This is a genomic window from Paenibacillus sp. FSL H7-0716, from assembly GCF_038002705.1.
GTDB lineage: Bacteria > Bacillota > Bacilli > Paenibacillales > Paenibacillaceae > Paenibacillus_AQ > Paenibacillus_AQ odorifer.
The window spans coordinates 55,287-73,136 of sequence record NZ_JBBODA010000021.1; the positions used below are offsets into that span (position 1 = coordinate 55,287).

A 17,850-nucleotide genomic window follows, 5' to 3' on the forward strand; every position below is an offset into this window, starting at 1 on the left:
TAAATCATCATGACCCGTAATAAAGTCGAGATTTGCGGTGTGGATACTGCTAAGCTGCCTGTTCTAACGAATGTGGAAATGCGGCAACTGTTCACTTCGCTGCAGCAGCAGGGCGAGCGATCCGCCAGAGAGAAATTGGTAAACGGTAATCTTAGACTTGTTCTAAGCGTTATCCAGAGGTTCAATAATAGGGGAGAATTTGTTGACGATTTGTTCCAGGTGGGTTGCATCGGTCTGATGAAAGCCATCGATAATTTCGATTTATCACAAAACGTTAAATTCTCCACATATGCGGTTCCGATGATTATCGGTGAGATTCGGCGTTACCTGCGTGATAACAACCCGATTCGGGTATCACGTTCTCTCAGAGATATCGCCTACAAAGCGCTCCAGGTACGTGATAGTCTGACTAATCAGAACTCGCGGGAACCGACGATATTCGAAATATCAGAAGCGCTGGGTGTGCCGAAGGAAGATGTTGTATTTGCTCTTGATGCCATTCAGGATCCAGTGTCCTTATTCGAGCCGATCTATCATGACGGCGGCGATCCTATTTATGTAATGGACCAGATTAGCGACGATAAGAATAAGGATGTGTCGTGGATCGAAGAAATTGCATTACGTGAAGCGATGCGTAAGTTAGGACAAAGGGAGAAACGAATTTTATCCATGCGGTTTTTCGAAGGGAAAACACAGATGGAGGTCGCAGATGAGATTGGCATTTCACAGGCACAGGTCTCACGTCTGGAGAAATCTGCGATTCAGCAAATGCAAAAACACGTGAAATCTTAGAGCAGTAGCCATGAGGAGATATTCCAGAATCCGGGTTAAGGATTTTGGACTGTCTCCTCTTTTTAATGCATGTTGACAAGCTTCCGGATCATATATTGGACTATAGGTCGGATTGTACAGGGGTGGTGAGATGAACGAGGATTATCAAGGGTCTGCCAAAAAAATGAAAATATCTGATTTTCAGACGAAGGATGTTATCAACATTGTAGATGGCAAGCGGCTGGGGCAGATAAGTGATCTGGAGCTTGATTTGCGCCGTGGTGTCATTGATGCCATCGTTATACCCGGATACACTCGGTTTATGGGATTGTTCGGAGGCGGGACAGATCTGATTATTCCTTGGCGGAATATAGTTAAGATCGGGTCCGATGTCGTGCTCGTGAAGATTGAAGAGTCGCGGATGTCTCCGGGACAGGAAGAGCGGGAAACGATGTATCTGGAACGGGGAGATCGCAGCGAACGGCGCACTTATTAATTAGGTGCGTTTTTTGTTTTTTTATTTAAGAATTTAAGAGATCTGGCTTAACCGTCACTTTGTACGGGTATTTACATGTGGTACACTAAGGCGGAGGTGAGGAAATGGAACCGTTTGTGCAGGGGAAAGAAATGCTTATGCTGCTCCATCTGGAGCCTTGGCGAGTAGAGCATAACGAAATTACAGCGGGGTTTACTGGTAGACAGGGAGGGGCTAGCAAGGCGCCCTATGACAGCCTGAATTGTGCGTTTCACGTTGGGGATGCTCCTGAAGATGTCCTGAGCAATCGGAGAGCGCTTGCCGAAGCTCTTGATTTCAAGCCGGAAGCATGGACCTGTGGAGAACAAACTCATGGGGCAGAGATAGCTGTAGTAAGGGAAGTAGACCGTGGGCGGGGACAACAGGACAGAGCATCGGCATTTCAAGCTACGGATGGTCTGCTGACGGATGTGCCTGGGGTTTTGTTGACTTCTTTTTATGCGGATTGTGTGCCCCTTTATTTTTATGATCCCGTGCGTAGAGTCGTTGGTCTTGCTCATGCAGGCTGGAAAGGAACGGTGGCTCAGATTGCCGCAGCCATGGTGAGTAAGCTGCAAAAGGTATACGGCAGCCATCCACATGATATTATGGCAGCGATCGGTCCATCCATTGGCGACTGCTGTTATGAGGTGGATGATTATGTGATGGAGCATGTTCGGCAGCTGGAGGGCAGCTTGAATGAGGGGATAGAAACTTTCGATGCTGTGGAGCTTTACAGAGCCTCAGAGACTGATCAGAGTAAATACTTGCTAAACTTGAAAGAAATGAATCGACGCATTATGATAAAAGCAGGAATATTGCCGACTCATATCGAATGTACAACATGGTGTACAAGCTGTAATCGTGATTTGTTTTTTTCTTATCGCAAAGAAAACGGTATTACAGGCAGAATGACGAGCTGGATCGGAATAAAGGAGAGTTGAAAGTTGTCTTTAACACTGCAGGAGAGAATTGCTGAGGTAGAGGAACGTGTAGCACGTGCCTGCGCGGCAAGCGGCCGGGATCGTAATGAAGTCAAGGTAATTGCAGTGACGAAATATGTTTCTCTGGAAATGGTATCCTCCGTATTGGAGGCAGGCCTAGAGCATGTTGCTGAGAGTCGCTGGCAGGATGCTGAGCACAAATGGAAGGTTTTAGGGGACAAAGGGACATGGCATTTTATCGGGCATTTGCAAACCAATAAGGTTAAAGACGTTATTGGCAAATTTCAATATATACACTCTTTGGACCGGATGTCTCTGGCGCAAGAATTACACAAAAAGGCGCTTGCCGCTGATCAGGAAGTGAATGTGTTTCTTCAAGTGAATATCTCTGGCGAAGATACGAAGTTTGGTCTGTCACCTGAGGCAGTACCTGGATTTTTACGTGAAATCGCTAGTTTGGACCGCGTTAAGGTAATTGGACTTATGACGATGGCACCTTTAGAAGGTGATCCAGAGCTTACCCGTCCTGTATTTCGCGGACTTCGTGAGCTGCGCGATGAGCTTAATCAACTTGCTTTGACACCTGAGCCGATTACGGAGCTGTCCATGGGAATGTCGAATGATTTTGAAGTGGCGATACAGGAAGGAGCCACCTGGGTACGCCTGGGTACGGTGTTAGTAGGCCATTAGGAGGGATCGTGATGAGCGTTATGAACCGATTTATGAGTTTTTTGGGCTTGCAGGAGGAAGAGGAAGTTGTGGAGCGGGAGCAAATCCACGAAGAGGATGAGTATGAGCCGGCCCCTGTAGAAACCCGCAAAAATCAGAGGGGCAACGTTGTCAGTATCCATTCGCAAAAAAATGTCAAGGTTGTATTATATGAACCACGTTCATATGATGAGGCACAGGAGATTGCTGATCATCTCCGTTCGCATCGGACGGTAGTAATTAACCTGCAACGTGTTCGCAATGATCAAGCAATGAGAATTATTGATTTTCTCAGCGGAACTGTTTATGCCCTTGGGGGAGGAATCTCTAAAATTGGGGGCAATATATTTATGTGCACTCCAGATACTGTTGAAATTCAAGGCTCCATTACAGAAATCCTAGGTGACGATCAAGACTATAACAGAATGAGGTGAATGGGCTTTGCTTCAAATTGATTACATTATCGATATTTTGTTTAACATTTATTTTTACATGATTATTTTTTATGTGCTAATGTCCTGGTTACCCAACGTTCGTGATAACTTCATTGGAGAACTGCTAAGCAAACTCGTAGAGCCGTATTTAACACCGTTCAGACGGTTTATTCCACCGCTCTTCGGTACACTTGATATCTCTCCAATCATTGCATTACTTGTCTTGGAATTCGCGGCAGGCGGACTTAAATCTATCCTGCATTTGATTTTTTAGGCAACTGTGATGAAGAACGAAGTTTATGGGCATTTTCATCCCGATGAACGTCAATTTGTGGACAAGGCCTTCGAATGGGTTACCAACGCTGGAGAATATCATGAGACTAAATTAACTGAATTTCTCGATCCCCGCCAAGGTTTTATTCTGCAAACTTTAGTTAACCGCCATCCTGATGTGATTGTTAAATGGGAGGGTGGACATGCTGAGGCAGAGCGGAAGCGAGCGCTTGTCGCTCCTGATTATCGTGACCTGGATCAGGAAGACATGGAGCTGAAGGTGCTTGCAATAACCTCAGGGGAGCAGAAGTTTCTGGCTCTGGAGCACGGGGACTACATGGGTTCTATTTTGGGGCTGGGTGTTAAACGAGGAAAAATCGGTGATATTCATGTTCTGGACGATGGTTGTCATGTTGTAGTCGCTGCTGATATTGCAGATTATTTAGCTATGAATTTAACTGGAGTGCACCGGATACAGGTAAGTACGGAAGTATTACCCCTTTCCGCCTTGCGTAATAGTGAGGTTAAGCTGGAATTGATGGATTTGACTGTAGCATCCCTGCGATTGGATGGCATTGCCGCAGATGTAACACGGCTTAGCCGAAGCAAAATTCTTGCTCCCATCAAGGCTGGACGCGTTCGGGTAAACTGGAAAGTGGAGGAAGACCCATCCTGCAGTCTTAAGGATGGTGACATGGTATCTATTCAAGGCTTTGGTCGCTTCAAGGTTCTAGAGGTCGGCAGTTTGACGAAAAAGGGCCGATACCGTGTTCAGATTGGTAAATTTGTATGAATCCCTTGCAGGAATACGGTCTTACTTGTCGAAATTGATTATTTCGAGGGAATCAAACATTTTTTAAGCTGGACGCCGATACTTTAAAGAAGAGGCGGACCATGAATGGCAGGCGGAACACAGGAACACCTTCTGCCTTTACTTGAAGTACAGTCTTTCTTCTTTGTCTGCCGCTTAGTTGCGATTTAGAGATAAAGAAGGTCCGAAATTTCTAGGAGGTGCACAGCATGCCATTAACACCGCTCGATATACATAACAAGGAGTTTTCTCGGAGACTTCGCGGTTATGATGAGGACGAGGTCAACGAATTTCTGGATCAAGTGATCAAGGATTACGAAAGCGTCATCCGTGAGAACAAGGAACTGCAGAATCAGCTTTTGTCTATTCAAGAGCGTCTGGATCATTTTGTGAATATTGAAGAAAGTTTATCGAAGACGATCTTAGTCGCTCAGGAAGCGGCGGATGATGTGAAGAACAACTCCAAGAAGGAATCCCAGCTCATTATCAAGGAAGCGGAGAAAAACGCCGATCGGATTATTAACGAAGCGTTATCCAAATCCCGTAAGGTTGCTATTGAGACTGAAGAATTGCGTAAGCAAGCTTCGATCTATCGCACTCGTTTCCGGACATTAGTGGAAGCTCAGCTGGAGCTGTTATCACAGGATGACTGGAATGCCTTAGAGAGCCGTGAGGCGAGCGAGAACGTAGCTTTCAAGGATGATGTCCTTCATCGCATCTAAAGGTTTCAGACGATAATTGGCTAAATAGAGGGAGCTATTCCCTCTATTTTTATTTTCCGATAAAATAGACCATAATAAAGTGAACTCCATGCGCAAGTACGCTCATAATAGCTAGATTGGGCGAATGGTTGTTGACATTTAGATTCAAAAAGTCTATAAATAGAACATATCTGTATAATGTTTATATGTATTCGATGACGGGACAAGTACGACAAGGTAACGTTCTCCAGAGAGTCGGCGATTGCTGCGAGCCGATTGTTCGAACCCTGCCGGAAGATCTTCCCCTAGAAGTTAAGCTGAAGCGTTGATCGTGCGTAAGCCTAACCGTCTGCCGGACGTTACACCGGACCTGTGCACAGATTTACGCGCAGGACTGAGATTGTGCTGAATACACTCCCCTTAAGGATGTGCTCATGCGCAGAATTAGGGTGGTATCGCGAGCGTCGTCTCGCCCCTTTGGGGGTGGGATGACGCTTATTTTGTTGTTCCGGGGCGGCCATCCCCCTAAATCCCCCTTTCTAAGGGGGACCCCAAGGGCTGCTGCCCTCTGGACACCCGCAAAGTAAAGCCTCGTGCAAACTAGGTACGGTGGTGGAAACAAACGGACCCATGTGGCTGAAGGAGCGGCCCTTCTTAGGCTCCCCTGGCGGGTTCGCCTGCGGGGCCTTTACGGCAAGGGCGGTGCGACCAGCTGCGCAAGGTCGCGCATGGCACCCCGAGCGATTGCTGCCCTAACGGGATCGCGGCTCGGGAGCCAGGGCAAGAGCGGTGCGACCAGCTGCGCAAGGTCGCGGAATGGCACCCCGAGCGATTGCTGCCCTAACGGGATCGCGGCTCGGGAGCCAGGGCAAGAGCGGTGCGACCAGCTGCGCAAGGTCGCGCATGGCACCCCCGAGCGATTGCTGCCCTGCGGGATCGCGGCTCAGGAGCCCGGAAAGAAGCGGCAGCTGCTGCGCAGGATTGCCCGAAGATCGAAAAGAGCTTTATAGACTAATCCATGAAAGGATTGACCATCACATGCAAAAAGTAGATGTCAGAGAAAAGGCGCGGGCAAGAGATGTCCGCATATTGAAGAAATGGAACGAAGAGAATACGTTCCGCAAGTCCATGGAGAACCGTGAGGGACGTCCAAACTATGTATTCTACGAAGGTCCGCCAACAGCAAACGGTGCGCCGCATATCGGACACGTGCTGGGACGGGTAATTAAGGATTTCATCGGTCGTTACCAGACAATGAAAGGTTACCGCGTAGTACGTAAAGCCGGCTGGGATACACACGGTCTGCCAGTAGAACTAGGCGTACAAAAGAAGCTTGGCATCTCCGGTAAACAAGAGATTGAGGAATATGGCGTAGAAAAATTCATCCAGGAATGTAAAGACAGCGTCTTCGGTTATGAGAAGCAATGGCGTGAATTTACAGAAGCAATCGGATACTGGACGGATTTAGATAATCCTTACGTAACCTTGGATAATACCTATATCGAAAGTGTATGGAACATCTTGGCTACAGTGCATGAGAACGGGTTGCTTTACCGCGGACACCGTGTTAGCCCGTATTGCCCGAGCTGCCAGACTACACTAAGCTCACATGAAGTTGCTCAAGGCTACAAAACCGTTAAGGATCTCAGTGCAACCGCGAAGTTCAAGCTGGATGACAGCGGAGACTACGTATTGGCTTGGACGACAACACCTTGGACCTTGCCAGCCCATATGGCGCTAGCTATGAACCCGGACATGGATTATGTACGTGTGCAACAAGAAGATGGTGTGTACATCGTTGCCAAAAACTTGGTTGAAGAAGTAATGAAAGGCGAGCACACAGTCCTTTCTACACATAAAGGTTCCGAGTTTATCGGTAAAACTTACGCACCTCCATTCGGATATATTAAGGCAGAGAAAAGCAATGTTATCGTAGGTGCTTCTTTCGTTACAGATTCCAGTGGTACAGGGATCGTACACATGGCACCAGCACATGGTGAAGATGACTACAAGACTTGCCGTGAGAATGGCATCAGCTTCGTAAATGTGGTTGATAATTCCGGTAAGTATACGGATGTAGTTTCTGATTTTGCGGGACGTTTTGTTAAGGATTGCGATCTGGATATCATTAAGGTTTTGTCTGAAAAAGGATTGCTTTACGGTAAAGAGAAATACGAGCACAGCTATCCGTTCTGCTGGCGTTGTGATACACCACTTTTGTATTACGCAACAGACAGCTGGTTCATCAACACTACAGCGATCAAAGATCAGCTGATTGCTAACAACAACAGTGTGGCTTGGTACCCTGAGCATGTACGAGAAGGCCGTTTCGGGAAGTTCTTGGATGAACTGGTTGACTGGAATATCAGCCGTAACCGTTATTGGGGTACACCCCTCAACGTCTGGGTATGTCAAGAAACGGGCAAAGAGTTTGCACCACACAGCATTGAAGAGCTAAGAGCGATGGCGATTGGTGATGTTCCTGAAGATATTGAGCTGCATAAACCTTTCGTGGATAAGATCAAGCTGCGCAGTCCGTTTAGCGAAGGTGCAGAGATGGTTCGTACATCGGAAGTGATCGACGTATGGTTCGACAGTGGCTCAATGCCTTTTGCACAAAGCCATTATCCATTTGAGAACGAGGATAAGCTGAATGATCAGTACCCGGCAGATATGATCTGTGAAGGGATCGACCAGACCCGCGGATGGTTCTACAGCTTGCTTGCAGTATCCACCTTGTTTAAGGGTAAAGCTCCATATAAAGCAGTTATTGCTCACGGTCATATCCTCGATGAGAATGGTCAAAAAATGTCCAAATCCAAAGGCAATGTTATTGATCCTTGGGAAATCATGAACGATTACGGCACGGATGCATTCCGTTGGGCTATTTTGTCCGACAGTGCGCCGTGGAACAATAAACGTTTCTCGCGTGGTCTTGTAGGTGAGACGAAATCTAAAGTAGTGGATACGCTGGTAAATACACATGCCTTCTTAACGCTTTATGCGGGCATCGATGGATACGACCCAGCCGATCATCCTTTTAAGGTATCAAAACATAAGCTGGACCGCTGGATCCTGTCCCGTCTGAACAGCTTGATTCTTTTGGTGGATAAAGGACTTGCGGTAAATGACTTCGTGAATACGTCTAGAGCGATTGAGAACTTTGTGGATGAGCTGAGCAACTGGTATATCCGTCGTTCCCGTGACCGCTTCTGGGGTAGTGGTCTAGGTGAAGATAAATTGGATGCTTACCGTACGTTGACTCATGTGCTTTTGGCGACAGCGACTTTGATGGCTCCATTTACACCGATGTTGTCCGAAGATATCTTCACAAACCTTGGCGGCGGAGAAAGTGTGCATTTGGCAGACTACCCGGTTGCTGACGAGAACTTGATCGATAAAGAGCTGGAAGAGGATATGGAAAGTGCAAGACAGATCGTTGAGCTGGCGCGTAACGTACGTAACGAAACAGGCATTAAGAATCGTCAACCGCTGTCCGAGCTGATCGTTTCGATGAACCGTGACTTCCATTTGGCTGAGTATGAAGAGATCATCAAAGACGAGATCAACATCAAGAACATCGTGCTGGAGAACAGTGACAGCGGATTTGTTGATTTCACACTCAAGCTGAATCTTAAGGTTGCCGGTAAAAAATACGGTAAAAACGTAGGCTTCCTGCAAGGCTTTCTGAAAGCTATGGATAGTGACTCTACCCGTAAAGCGGTGCAAGACGGCTCAATCGCGATTGCGACTCCTGAAGGTGAAGAGCTTGTAATCACTTCTGAAGAACTGCTTGTTGAAAAACAAGCCAAAGCAGGTTTCGCCGCAGCTTCCGGATATGGAGTTACGGTTGCGCTCAATACCGAAATCACGCCTGAGCTTGAACAAGAAGGCTGGGTTCGTGAGATCATTCGTGCGGTTCAAGATTACCGTAAACGTCTGGATCTGCCGATCGAGAAACGGATCGCACTCACCTTGAAGTTAGACGATGAGCTGAAAGCAGCTGTTACAGCATTTGACAATGTATTGCGAGACAATGTACTTGTGACTACGGTTGATTTTGATGGAGAACATGCTTTTGAGACGGTAGAAGTCGGTGATAAATCCATCGGTATCCATATCGAAGCATAATTCTGCATTACCTGTCCCAAAACAGCATATACTAGCGGCATAAGTGTAAACGGAGATCTTCCGTTTATGCGGGAAATATAGTCTTTATATTTCGGCGCAAAACTAACGAGTCCCGAGCTTAAGGAGATGAATTCTCTTTGGCCGGGCTCGTTTACTTTGTAGCGAAGGAAAGACATATGAGAGGAGCCGTAGCTGTGGAGGGAAACAAGAGGAGAATCTCCATTAAGACATCCGGCAATAAGAATAATCCAGACAAGGAAAAGGAGAATAAGGCTTTTCCTGAAGTTAATCCTGAGTATCTAACAGCAGATCCGCGTAATCCCGAGGATATTCCGCTGGAAGAAAAAATGAATACAATGTACCGATTGACCTTTGAGTGGGCTCATATTTTGGAAAAATCCCGAATTTATCAATATACGGATCTGCTATATTCACCTTGGCGGTTGATTTGGAGAAATATTTTATTTGGAGCAGCTCGGGGAGTTGGGATCGCACTGGGTTTTACTTTTTTTGCGGCAACGATTATTTACATCCTTCAGGGACTAGGCGCGCTCAATCTACCGATCATTGGGGATTATATTGCGGATATTGTGCGGATCGTACAGCGTCAGCTAGAATTCAAATAGCCATCGAAACGTTAAGATTAAAAACAGCGAACCATTCCTTAAAACTGGAACAGTACGCCGTTTAAATGATTTTGTGTATGGGACATCTGTGTTTAGTCTTCCTCGAGAGGATCAAGACTATGGGTTGCCTCGTCACTGTCCAAATAACGCTGGTAGCTCCGTCCCGGCACTACAATCAGATTGTTGCCCGTGATATCAGTGGCGATAAAGTTCTCCCAAGGCTCTACGCAGCCTTCCAGCTCATCGGCTTCAATCTCCATATTATTATAAGAATCAATATTGTTGCCCTCCGCCATGGCGGGAGAATTCGAGGTACCCCAGCTTTCAACAATCTGCCAGGCATCCTCGCCGTCAAAACCGTTTTGATCGTCGCGCTCATCCAGACTGGTGCGTCCAAAAGGTGGAGATAACAGCTCCTCTTCCACTGGACGAGTGAAAGGTGCGTTTTGCCGCGGGTTGTGTTCTTTACAATAAAGTGTGGAAGGGATGGCAGATAAACGTTCAAAAGGGATCGGCTCACCACTAGCCTTGCATATCCCATAGGTGCCATTATCCATAGCGGATAAAGCAGCTTCAATATCGTCCAGCTCATGCTCGTCCCGCTCTAACAGTGAAATGTCCATGGAGCGATTATACAAATCGGTGGCTGCATCTCCTGGATGGTTGTCATTCTCGGAAAGCTCTCCGGAACCATCCCGCATGGATTCATCTAAGCCGTAATGTTCATTATTCTGAAGCCTGCGCTGAATCGTATCCCGATCTTTTTCCAATCGTGCACGTAGCTCTGAGAGCTGCTGTACTGTCAGGTGCGTCATAATGAGAAAGCTCCTTTCTGTACCTTTTATAAGAATCATTCCGACTTGCCGGATAACACCGGATGGTTCTTCTGTTAGGTTGACCGGAGAGCAGGGATTTTAGCGCTGGAAAATAGTCCCCAAGATTGAACTTAGCGGATGTCCCGCAATAGACGATTCTTTAAGGGCTGTGCTACAATATACAAGTCTTTAAACAGTATTCGTACCGCATTTAGCGGGAAAAATAAGAACGGAGTGACAACTTCTGTGGTGTACTATTTGATTGCTCTTATTGTATTTTTGGTGGATCAAGGGACAAAGTATCTCATTGCTACACGTCTGGAGATCGGAGAACAGATTTCTGTTATCGGAGATTTTTTCCTGATTACCTCTCATCGCAATCGCGGGGCTGCTTTTGGGATTCTCGAAGGTCAGCAATGGTTCTTCTTTCTAGTTACGGTTGTAGTGGTTAGTGGTATCGTTTGGTATTTGAACAAGACTAGACACTCGCGGAAGCTGTTATCTGTTGCCCTAGGGCTTGTACTGGGTGGAGCTATCGGGAACTTCCTGGACCGGATAATCAATGGTGAGGTTGTTGATTTCCTTCTGTTCAATTTTGGGAGCTATAGCTTCCCGATTTTTAACGTGGCGGATTCTTGTATCGTCATTGGGGTTGGACTGATTCTTCTGGATTCTTTTCGTGACCTTAAGAACGGCGAAGAAATTACGGAAATAAAAGAAGTAAAAGAAGCAAAGGAAGTAAGAGAAGGGAATGAATGATTTGAATAAAGACGTCAATCACCAAGCGGCATCTACGAGCGAAGAAGAGAGGGACGTCACGGAATGGACCGTTTCGGCAGAGAACGCGCGGGAGCGAATCGATAAATATATTACGGAATCATGGGAAGAAGAAATTTCCCGTTCTCAGGTGCAGCTGTGGATCAGCGGCGGTAACGTTACGGTTAATGGCAAGCCAGTGAAAAGCAATTATAAGCTATCGGAAGGCGACGTGGTTAGTGTTGTTGTCCCTGAAGCAGAAGTAACGGATTTGATCGCGGAGAACATTCCTCTTGAGGTTGTATATGAAGACAGCGATGTCATTGTGATTAATAAACCCCGGGGCATGGTTGTGCATCCAGCTGCGGGACATCCGTCAGGCACCTTGGTAAATGCGCTGATGTATCACTGTAAGGATCTGTCCGGCATTAACGGTGAGATTCGTCCAGGTATTGTCCATCGGATCGATAAGGATACCTCTGGTCTTATCATGGTGGCTAAGAATGATGCCAGTCATGCCTCACTTGCCGCACAGCTTAAAGAGCATAGTGTTACGCGCCGATATATAGCAGTCGTACACGGCAATTTGTCGCATGATAAGGGCACTGTTGACGCACCGATTGGCAGAGATCCACATGATCGTAAGCTATACACAGTAACCGAAAAGAACAGCAAGAAATCCGTGACCCATTTTACAGTAATGGAACGTTTCGGAGATTGTACACTACTGGAGCTGCAGCTGGAGACTGGCCGCACGCATCAGATCAGGGTACATATGAAGTTCATTGGTCATCCACTTGTAGGTGATCCGATATATGGACGCAGCAAGGGCACTACGATGAATGGACAAGCGTTGCATGCGGCGGTACTTGGATTTGTTCATCCTACCACAGGTGAATATAAAGAATTCAGCAGACCTATTCCAGAGGATATGGAAGAAGTCCTGTTCACCCTACGCAGCAGATAAGTACAAATGAAGTGATAATTAGTCTATGGTATTGAACACTACTTTACGGCATATTTAAAAACATAAGGATAAAGAAAGGGTAATGCCTTATTCTTTATCCTTATTTTTATAATGAAACGGATATCCGGAAACATACGCCATCCAAGGGACGGCGAAGCCGTTTCTTTTAAAAGTAGAATAGATATTCAGGAGATGAGATGACAGTATGAGTATTGAACAATACCAAGATAGCTTCATTCAGACTAATTTTGCAGACCGCATCGGCGGTGCCAATTATGGCAAAGACACTTCGATTTATAAATTCGAGAAAATCAAACGTGCTAAAGCATCCGCAAAACAGGATTTTCCAAACATTGAACTAATTGATATGGGCGTAGGCGAGCCGGATGAGATGGCTGATGCGGGTATCGTAGCTAAGCTTGCTGAAGAAGCAGCGAAGGAAGAAAACCGCGGATATGCGGACAACGGAATTGCCGAATTCAAGACTGCTGCTGCTGAATATTTGCGGGAAGTTTTCCGGGTGGAAGGTATTGATCCAGATACGGAGGTAGTTCACTCCATCGGATCGAAGCCTGCGCTGGCTATGTTGCCATCTTGTTTCATCAATCCAGGTGATATCACGATTATGACCGTGCCGGGTTATCCAGTCTTGGGTACACATACTAAATATTTGGGTGGACAAGTATTTACGGTGGAGCTGAAGAAGGAGAACAAATTCCTTCCAGATCTGAATGAAATTCCGGAAGACATTGCTCGTAAAGCTAAGCTTCTTTATCTAAACTATCCAAACAATCCAACGGGTGCTAGTGCCACTCCTGAGTTTTTTGCTGAGGTCGTTGCATGGGCGAAAAAATACGATGTAGTGGTTATTCATGATGCTCCTTATGCTGCCTTGACCTATGACGGTTTGAAGCCACTTAGCTTCCTCTCCGTTCCAGGTGCGAAGGATGTGGGTGTAGAGCTGCATTCTCTTTCTAAGTCTTACAATATGACGGGCTGGAGAATTGGTTTTGTGGCTGGCAATCCGCTAGTGGTTAAAGCTTTCAGCGATGTGAAGGATAATAACGATTCCGGCCAATTTATCGCGATTCAAAAAGCAGCGGCTTATGGTCTTGCTCATCCGGAGATTACTGAAGCGATTGCGGATAAATACTCCCGTCGTCACAATCTGCTGGTTGATGCACTGAACAGCCTCGGCTTTAAAGCTGAGAAGCCAAAAGGCTCCTTCTTCCTGTATGTCGCTGCACCTAAGGGAATCAAAGACGGTCGTCGTTTTGAATCCGGTGAAGATTTCTCCCAATTCCTCATTCGTGAGAAGCTGATCTCCACTGTGCCTTGGGATGATGCAGGTCCGTTTGTTCGTTTCTCCGTTACCTTTATTGCTAAAGGTGAAGAGGAAGAGAGACGTGTCATCTCTGAAATTCAAAGACGTCTTAGCGATGTGGAATTTGAGTTTTAAGCATTTTTATTGAAATTAATGAGGCTGTCTCAAAAGTAGTGATTTCTACTTGGGCCAGCTTTTTTTTATGGAATAGGAAATGTTGTAGATATTACTGTGCCCTATGACTATACGCCACGTGTTGTGCATTGTAATGCATTGTAGTGCATTGTAATGCATTGTAGTGCATTGTAGTGTTCTGTTTTATTCGGATGTGGGGGTTGACTGCTATTTTTGATTTTCGTACAGCTTGCAGTAGATGATTTGTGGTAACTGTGACGGTGGAATTTGTGCAGTAGACTTGTGTGACGGACTTGTGTGGTGAGCGTTATGCGTGCTGTGTTTGTGCGAAGTAAAGAGTGGGTTTTAAACTAATTAGGGAAAAACTCCTTGAAATTAGCCTATATTCGCTCTAAATGAACGAAATCAGGGAAAAGTTCCCTAATAATCAGCGGGTTTTCTATATTATTTACTGAACTGGTCAATAATTAGGGAAGTTTTCCCTAATTACAAGTCTGATGAAGAGAATTCACTAAATTTCAGGGAGAAATTCCCTAATTACTATATAAGTACCTCACCGATTGCATCATTGTCAGCATTACTAGGTGCATCTCTTGAACCATTTGGACATCAAGTAGTATTAAGAACATAAACGAGGTTGTCCTAAAAGTGATGAAACGGTTATTTGAGACCAGCCTCGTTTTTTATGCAGATACGGAGTACTGCTTTCTCCTTGTTGTTAATAGAAGTAAGGAAGAGAAGTGCAAAAGTTTAGACAGAGAAAGTTGACATGAGGGGGTTGTTCTGTCATAATTCTTGTTAAATGAATAGCGCCTTTAATTCAGTCCTGTGAGGCTGGCAAGGTAACGTGAATCGAGGTTCGCGACTCTTAGAAAGGTATCCGTGTGTAAATACGGAACTGTCTTTTTATGCGCGCGGCCGTCATCTTCCTCATCTGCGGATTTCACTCCTTGCCTGTTATAGGCAAGGAGTTTTTTGATTTCCGGGAACTTGAATAGGCGAACAAGCTGGAGGGTGACAAGATTATGGTTACTGAGAAAAATGTCATTATGGATGAAACGGCGATCCGCCGGGCCTTATCACGTATTGCTCATGAGATTTTGGAGAAGAACAAAGGTATCGAGAATTGTCTGCTGGTCGGTATTCGGACACGAGGTGTGTATCTGGCACAGCGTATCGCTGAGCGCATCAAGGAGATTGAAGGCGTCGAGATTCCATACGGTGAGCTGGATATCACACATTACCGGGATGACCGTGAAGTGGAAGGCAGTGAAGCGGTAGTGAAGAGTAACGTCGTTATTACTTCAGGAAGTGCTGGCATCCATGATCAAAAAGTTATTTTGTTCGATGATGTACTTTACACCGGACGCACCATCCGCGCGGCGATGGACGCTTTGATGGATTGCGGACGCCCACGAATGATTCAACTGGCAGTACTGGCTGACCGCGGACACCGCGAGCTGCCGATCCGGCCGGACTACATCGGTAAGAATGTACCTACCTCAAAGCACGAGCAGATTGAAGTGGCGCTGAAGGAATACGACGGCAAAGATGAGGTCTACATTATTTCAAACCGGGAGGAACGATAACATCATGACACTTACCAAGGTAAAGGAACGTAGTCTGCTGGGAATCAAAGAGCTTGACCGGTCGGAAATTATCCAACTGCTTGACAGAACAGCATTTTGGGACAATCAAAGTGAAAAGCTAACCCCCATCTTGAACTCCCATTTTATTTCTAACATGTTTTTTGAGAACAGCACACGCACACGCTTCTCTTTCGAGATGGCAGAGAAGCGACTAGGTGCGCAAGTACTTAATTTTACGGCTGCAGCTTCTAGTGTAGAAAAAGGGGAGTCGATCTACGATACAGTGCGCACACTGGAATCGATGGGGATCGATGCCGGAGTTGTGCGTTTGAAGCCTGCAGGTGTGCTGCAGCAGTTAGCTGAGAAGGTGTCCATACCGCTTATCAATGCGGGCGACGGCAACAATGAACATCCTACGCAGGCGCTGCTTGATTTATACACCATGACCAAAACCTTTGGGGAACTAAAGGGCCTGACAGTCTCCATCATTGGGGACATTATGCATAGCCGCGTAGCGCGCTCTAATCTCTGGGGGCTTACGAAAATGGGAGCCAAGGTGCAGTTCTGTGCACCGGATAATATGAAGGCTCCTGAGCTTATGGAGTATGCGCCTTACGTAACTATGGAAGAAGCTCTTAAAGCGGATGTAGTAATGATGCTTCGAGTACAGCTTGAGCGCCATACTTCCGGCATTAAGCTGTCTGCTGAAGATTACCGTAGCCACTATGGTCTAACAGAAGAGCGGGCAGCTAAGCTGGCCAAAGACACAATCATTATGCATCCAGCTCCGGTTAACCGGAATCTAGAAATTGATGATGCAGTAGTTGAGTGCAGTCAATCGCGGATTTTCCCGCAAATGTCTAATGGCGTACCGGTCCGGATGGCGGTTCTCGAAAGAGCTTTACTATAAGCTTATAGAATGCTAACGTATAGAGACTAATAAATATACACAAAGATGAATTTTTATTATATAATAACGAGAGGGCCCGCAGCTGTGATCTGAGGGTAAAGGTAGAATCATGACAGTGATTATTAGAAACGCCAGCGTATTGAATAAGGAAGGCTTGCTTGAGCGCAAACACATCGAACTTCAGGATGGTGTGATCTCGGCTATAATCGACGGAAATGAAGCTATCGGAGAAGCTACGGAGATCATTGATGCTGAAGGTAAGTTGCTCATTCCGGGACTCATTGATATGCATGTGCACTTGCGTGAACCGGGATTTGAACACAAGGAAACAGTGGAAACCGGAAGTCGCTCAGCTGCTAAAGGCGGATTTACAACCATTGCATGTATGCCAAATACTCGTCCGGTGACAGATAGCCCGGAGATCGTGCAATTTGTGAAAGACAAGGCGCGTGAAGCAGGACTAGTTAAAGTGCTTCCTTATGCAGCCATTACGAAAAATGAGCTCGGACGTGAGTTGACGGATTTTGCGGCGCTCAAAGAAGCTGGAGCTATTGGTTATACAGACGACGGTGTGGGCGTACAAAGTGCTCAAATGATGAAAGATGCAATGAACATCGCAGTATCGCTCGATATGCCAGTCATTGCCCACTGCGAAGATAATTCGTTGGTCGAAGGCTGCTGTGTAGCTGAAGGTGAGTTCTCTAAGAAGCATGGCCTCAAAGGAATTCCGAATGAGTCAGAAGCGATCCATGTTGGACGCGATATTTTGCTGGCAGAAGCGACAGGCGTTCATTACCATGTATGCCATGTCAGTACTGAACAGTCGGTTCGGCTGATTCGCCAAGCAAAAGAAATCGGCATTAAAGTAACTGCTGAGGTATGTCCGCATCACTTGCTTCTTGCTGAAGACGATATTCCAGGCCTGGATGCCAATTGGAAAATGAACCCGCCGCTGCGCTCCCGCCGCGATGTTGAGGCGTGTATCGAAGGGTTGCTTGATGGCACACTAGATATGATTGTTACAGATCATGCGCCACATAGTGAGGAAGAGAAAGCAAAAGGAATGCAGCTGGCACCTTTTGGTATCGTTGGATTCGAGACAGCTTTCCCACTCTTATACACAGCGTTTGTAGAAACCGGAAAATGGGATTTATCCTTACTAGTACAAAGAATGACTGCCGATCCTGCACGGGTATTCAGATTGAAAACCGGGGTTATGGAGATCGGAGCTCCTGCAGATTTGACACTGATCGATCTGGAGCAGGAAAAAGAAGTAGACCCAAGTTCCTTCGCAAGCAAAGGACGTAACACTCCTTTTGGCGGCTGGAAGCTTAAGGGTTGGCCGGTAAAAACTTGGGTGGACGGCAAAGCCGTATGGACTGAGAAAAACTAGCGGACTGGTGAGGCGAAATTGCTGATCTTTGCGGATCAGCAATTTGAG

At 46.3% G+C, this 17,850-nt stretch carries 18 protein-coding genes and 1 other annotated feature; of the genes, 17 read left to right on the top strand and 1 reads right to left on the bottom strand.

The window, feature by feature from the left end:
* Positions 1-9 precede the first annotated feature (9 nt).
* The 11 genes from sigG (at position 10) to MHH60_RS22855 (ending at position 9,913) form a co-directional block, all read left to right on the top strand.
* Positions 10-792 carry an RNA polymerase sporulation sigma factor SigG gene (sigG, locus tag MHH60_RS22805; protein ID WP_036683631.1) on the top strand — a complete coding sequence of 261 codons (783 nt, stop codon included), beginning with the start codon at positions 10-12 and terminating at the stop codon, positions 790-792.
* A 130-nt stretch (positions 793-922) separates the two neighbouring features.
* On the top strand, positions 923-1,267 hold the full coding sequence (locus MHH60_RS22810) for a YlmC/YmxH family sporulation protein (protein WP_036683628.1): 345 nt from the start codon (positions 923-925) through the stop codon (positions 1,265-1,267).
* Between the two features lie 104 nt (positions 1,268-1,371).
* The gene (gene pgeF, locus MHH60_RS22815; protein WP_076136518.1) at positions 1,372-2,229 is read left to right on the top strand and encodes a peptidoglycan editing factor PgeF; all 858 of its coding nucleotides are present in this window, start codon (positions 1,372-1,374) and stop codon (positions 2,227-2,229) included.
* 3 nt (positions 2,230-2,232) lie between these two features.
* Complete coding sequence (locus MHH60_RS22820) at positions 2,233-2,919, top strand: YggS family pyridoxal phosphate-dependent enzyme (protein WP_076136516.1); 687 nt, start codon at positions 2,233-2,235, stop codon at positions 2,917-2,919.
* Between the two features lie 11 nt (positions 2,920-2,930).
* Positions 2,931-3,371 carry a cell division protein SepF gene (locus MHH60_RS22825; protein WP_036683619.1) on the top strand — a complete coding sequence of 147 codons (441 nt, stop codon included), beginning with the start codon at positions 2,931-2,933 and terminating at the stop codon, positions 3,369-3,371.
* Positions 3,372-3,378: 7 nt separating this feature from the next.
* Positions 3,379-3,645 carry a YggT family protein gene (locus tag MHH60_RS22830; protein ID WP_036683616.1) on the top strand — a complete coding sequence of 89 codons (267 nt, stop codon included), beginning with the start codon at positions 3,379-3,381 and terminating at the stop codon, positions 3,643-3,645.
* 9 nt (positions 3,646-3,654) lie between these two features.
* Entirely contained in the window at positions 3,655-4,437 is a 783-nt protein-coding gene (locus MHH60_RS22835; protein WP_076129071.1) for a YlmH family RNA-binding protein, read from the top strand.
* Between the two features lie 227 nt (positions 4,438-4,664).
* Positions 4,665-5,177, top strand: a complete 513-nt coding sequence (locus tag MHH60_RS22840) for a DivIVA domain-containing protein (protein WP_051491297.1) — start codon at positions 4,665-4,667, stop codon at positions 5,175-5,177.
* A 185-nt stretch (positions 5,178-5,362) separates the two neighbouring features.
* Positions 5,363-5,636, top strand: a binding site (T-box leader).
* Between the two features lie 397 nt (positions 5,637-6,033).
* Positions 6,034-6,171, top strand: coding sequence for a hypothetical protein (locus MHH60_RS22845; RefSeq protein WP_341161160.1), 138 nt, complete (start codon positions 6,034-6,036; stop codon positions 6,169-6,171).
* A gap of 23 nt (positions 6,172-6,194) precedes the next feature.
* Complete coding sequence (gene ileS / locus MHH60_RS22850) at positions 6,195-9,287, top strand: isoleucine--tRNA ligase (RefSeq protein WP_076136513.1); 3,093 nt, start codon at positions 6,195-6,197, stop codon at positions 9,285-9,287.
* A gap of 335 nt (positions 9,288-9,622) precedes the next feature.
* Positions 9,623-9,913: a DUF5665 domain-containing protein gene (locus MHH60_RS22855; protein ID WP_282579970.1), complete on the top strand. Its 291-nt coding sequence runs from the start codon at positions 9,623-9,625 to the stop codon at positions 9,911-9,913.
* A gap of 92 nt (positions 9,914-10,005) precedes the next feature.
* Here MHH60_RS22855 and MHH60_RS22860 read toward each other — a convergent pair whose 3' ends face one another.
* Positions 10,006-10,728 carry a TraR/DksA C4-type zinc finger protein gene (locus MHH60_RS22860; protein ID WP_076136511.1) on the bottom strand — a complete coding sequence of 241 codons (723 nt, stop codon included), beginning with the start codon at positions 10,726-10,728 and terminating at the stop codon, positions 10,006-10,008.
* A 246-nt stretch (positions 10,729-10,974) separates the two neighbouring features.
* On the opposite strand from MHH60_RS22860, the gene lspA reads away from it, so the two are divergent.
* The 6 genes from lspA (at position 10,975) to MHH60_RS22890 (ending at position 17,802) form a co-directional block, all read left to right on the top strand.
* Positions 10,975-11,487: a signal peptidase II gene (lspA, locus tag MHH60_RS22865; protein WP_036683603.1), complete on the top strand. Its 513-nt coding sequence runs from the start codon at positions 10,975-10,977 to the stop codon at positions 11,485-11,487.
* Positions 11,480-12,451 (top strand): RluA family pseudouridine synthase, encoded by a 972-nt coding sequence (locus MHH60_RS22870; protein WP_076136509.1) that lies wholly within the window; start codon positions 11,480-11,482, stop codon positions 12,449-12,451. The genes lspA and MHH60_RS22870 overlap by 8 nt, the downstream gene beginning before the upstream one ends.
* 205 nt (positions 12,452-12,656) lie before the next feature.
* The gene (locus MHH60_RS22875) at positions 12,657-13,910 is read left to right on the top strand and encodes an LL-diaminopimelate aminotransferase (RefSeq protein ID WP_076098555.1); all 1,254 of its coding nucleotides are present in this window, start codon (positions 12,657-12,659) and stop codon (positions 13,908-13,910) included.
* Between the two features lie 1,025 nt (positions 13,911-14,935).
* On the top strand, positions 14,936-15,499 hold the full coding sequence (gene pyrR / locus MHH60_RS22880; RefSeq protein WP_036683379.1) for a bifunctional pyr operon transcriptional regulator/uracil phosphoribosyltransferase PyrR: 564 nt from the start codon (positions 14,936-14,938) through the stop codon (positions 15,497-15,499).
* 4 nt (positions 15,500-15,503) lie between these two features.
* Positions 15,504-16,409 carry an aspartate carbamoyltransferase catalytic subunit gene (locus MHH60_RS22885; RefSeq protein ID WP_036683376.1) on the top strand — a complete coding sequence of 302 codons (906 nt, stop codon included), beginning with the start codon at positions 15,504-15,506 and terminating at the stop codon, positions 16,407-16,409.
* A gap of 109 nt (positions 16,410-16,518) precedes the next feature.
* On the top strand, positions 16,519-17,802 hold the full coding sequence (locus MHH60_RS22890) for a dihydroorotase (RefSeq protein WP_076136507.1): 1,284 nt from the start codon (positions 16,519-16,521) through the stop codon (positions 17,800-17,802).
* The last annotated feature ends 48 nt before the right edge of the window (positions 17,803-17,850 follow it).

Excerpts from the sequence above, each read along its gene's own strand:
- sigG (WP_036683631.1), top strand. The coding sequence starts at position 10 with ATGACCCGTAATAAAGTCGAGATTTGCGGTGTGGATACTGCTAAGCTG.
- MHH60_RS22810 (WP_036683628.1), top strand. The coding sequence starts at position 923 with ATGAACGAGGATTATCAAGGGTCTGCCAAAAAAATGAAAATATCTGAT.
- pgeF (WP_076136518.1), top strand. The coding sequence starts at position 1,372 with ATGGAACCGTTTGTGCAGGGGAAAGAAATGCTTATGCTGCTCCATCTG.
- MHH60_RS22825 (WP_036683619.1), top strand. The coding sequence starts at position 2,931 with ATGAGCGTTATGAACCGATTTATGAGTTTTTTGGGCTTGCAGGAGGAA.
- MHH60_RS22835 (WP_076129071.1), top strand. The coding sequence starts at position 3,655 with ATGAAGAACGAAGTTTATGGGCATTTTCATCCCGATGAACGTCAATTT.
- MHH60_RS22840 (WP_051491297.1), top strand. The coding sequence starts at position 4,665 with ATGCCATTAACACCGCTCGATATACATAACAAGGAGTTTTCTCGGAGA.
- ileS (WP_076136513.1), top strand. The coding sequence starts at position 6,195 with ATGCAAAAAGTAGATGTCAGAGAAAAGGCGCGGGCAAGAGATGTCCGC.
- MHH60_RS22860 (WP_076136511.1), bottom strand. The coding sequence starts at position 10,728 with ATGACGCACCTGACAGTACAGCAGCTCTCAGAGCTACGTGCACGATTG.
- MHH60_RS22870 (WP_076136509.1), top strand. The coding sequence starts at position 11,480 with ATGAATGATTTGAATAAAGACGTCAATCACCAAGCGGCATCTACGAGC.
- MHH60_RS22875 (WP_076098555.1), top strand. The coding sequence starts at position 12,657 with ATGAGTATTGAACAATACCAAGATAGCTTCATTCAGACTAATTTTGCA.
- pyrR (WP_036683379.1), top strand. The coding sequence starts at position 14,936 with ATGGTTACTGAGAAAAATGTCATTATGGATGAAACGGCGATCCGCCGG.
- MHH60_RS22885 (WP_036683376.1), top strand. The coding sequence starts at position 15,504 with ATGACACTTACCAAGGTAAAGGAACGTAGTCTGCTGGGAATCAAAGAG.
- MHH60_RS22890 (WP_076136507.1), top strand. The coding sequence starts at position 16,519 with ATGACAGTGATTATTAGAAACGCCAGCGTATTGAATAAGGAAGGCTTG.